A 1,974-nucleotide genomic window follows, 5' to 3' on the forward strand; every position below is an offset into this window, starting at 1 on the left:
ACCGAATACACCTATTTCATCGCAAAGCACATTAGATTCGATGGAGAAAAACGACATCATCTATCTCGATGGTACAGAGCGTCCGTATCAGTGTTCTTTGGCGAAAGATTGCAAACTCGGTTCAGCGTTGATCATTCCATTGCGTGCGGGTAAAGCGGTCATCGGAACAATCAAACTCTATGAACCTAAGCGTAAGCTGTTCTCAACCGCCAACATGTCAATGGCAGAAGGGATAGCTCAGTTGCTCTCCAGCCAAATTTTGTATGGTGATTATCAGCAACAACAAGCGCTGTTAGCACAGGCAGAAATCAAACTGCTGCACGCACAGGTAAACCCTCACTTTTTGTTTAATGCGCTCAATACCATCAGTGCGATTACGCGCCGCGATCCAGATAAAGCCCGCGAATTAATTCAAAATTTATCGCACTTTTTCCGCAGCAACTTAAAACAGAACATTAATACGGTGACTCTGAAAGAAGAGCTTGCACACGTCAATTCTTACCTCAGCATCGAAAAAGCACGCTTCACGGATCGCTTGGAAGTAGAAATAGATATCGACCCAGAGTTGCTCGATATCAAGCTGCCAAGTTTCACACTTCAACCCTTGGTGGAAAATGCCATCAAACACGGCATCTCCAATATGCTTGAAGGTGGAAAAGTTAAAATTTACAGCGAAGCGCACCCTCAAGGACACCTGATTACGGTCGAGGACAACGCAGGCAGTTTCCAGCCACCAAAAGACAACCACTCAGGTTTAGGCTTGGAAATTGTAGACAAACGTCTCACTAATCAATTTGGGCGTGACTCAGCGCTAAAAATTGCGTGTGTGACGCATCAATTTACTAAAATGAGCTTTATCATTCCCCCGAAATCATAAACCCAATCAGCAGCAATAAAGGTAATGTTGGATGTTAACCGCACTCGTCATTGATGATGAACAGTTTGCTCGAGAAGAGCTGGCAGAGCTCTTGGATGAAACAGGTCAAGTGGAGGTGGTCGGTGATGCGTCCAATGCCATCTTGGGCCTCAAAAAAATCAACGAGCTCAAACCTGATGTGGTGTTCTTAGATATCCAAATGCCTCAAGTGACCGGGATCGAGCTGCTTGGCATGCTCGATCCTGAAACCATGCCGTATGTGGTTTTTGTTACCGCTTATGACCAATACGCAATCCAAGCTTTTGAAGATAACGCGTTTGACTATCTCCTCAAACCTGTCGACCCATGCCGCTTAAACAAAACCGTTAAGCGCCTAAACAAGGTGATCAGTCAATCAGCGTTAACTCAACAACTGTCTGCGATTACACCCGATACTTTGGATCAAATTCCTTGTATTGGACACAATCGGATTGTGATCATGGCAACCGAGACGGTGGAATGTGCTTATAGCGATATTAGCGGTGTGCATGTACGTTCCACCAGCCAAACAGCAAGCACTCAGCTCACGTTAAAAACACTGGAAGAAAAAACGCCCTTAGTGCGTTGTCATCGCCAATATTTAGTGAGCATTAAGGCCATCAGTGAAATCAAGCTGCTGGAAAATGGTCTAGCCGAAATCATCACTAAAACAGGCTTTGAGATCCCAGTAAGCCGTCGTTACCTCAAAGTACTCAAAGAGATGCTAGGTATCAGCCATTAAGTGCCGAATATGAGCGAAACATACGATCAAAAAAGGCGACCTTGAGGTCGCCTTTTGAATATTCGATAAATGGATATCAGTCCACTTGCTTGATTTGCAGCTCTTTTGGTACTTCGAAGAACATGTTTTCTTCTCGACCTAATACTTCATCGACTGAGCGTGCACCCACTAGCTCTTTGATACGCTCAAGAATCTGATTCACCAACTCTTCTGGCGCAGAAGCACCCGCTGTCACACCTACTGTTGTCTTGCCTTCAAACCACGCTGGCTTGATATCTTCAGGACAATCAGTCAAGTAACCAGGCGTGCCAAGTTTCTCAGCCAACTCTTTACGACG

Annotated in this window: 2 protein-coding genes and 1 pseudogene; 2 read left to right on the forward strand and 1 reads right to left on the reverse strand. The window is 45.1% G+C overall.

The window, feature by feature from the left end:
- Positions 1 to 877 (forward strand): sensor histidine kinase (locus R8269_RS23580; RefSeq protein WP_318222700.1); only part of this gene is annotated, 877 nt, incomplete at its 5' end.
- A 31-nt stretch (positions 878 to 908) separates the two neighbouring features.
- Entirely contained in the window at positions 909 to 1,637 is a 729-nt protein-coding gene (gene btsR, locus R8269_RS23585) for a two-component system response regulator BtsR (protein WP_005460295.1), read from the forward strand.
- 76 nt (positions 1,638 to 1,713) lie between these two features.
- Here btsR and ispH read toward each other — a convergent pair.
- Positions 1,714 to 1,974: pseudogene (gene ispH / locus R8269_RS23590) on the reverse strand (4-hydroxy-3-methylbut-2-enyl diphosphate reductase); the annotation flags it as partial.

The sequence above is a fragment of the Vibrio sp. Vb0667 genome, from assembly GCF_033391095.1.

Bases quoted from the DNA above. Each gene is read 5' to 3' on its own strand.
- btsR (WP_005460295.1), top strand. From the start codon at position 909: ATGTTAACCGCACTCGTCATTGATGATGAACAGTTTGCTCGAGAAGAG.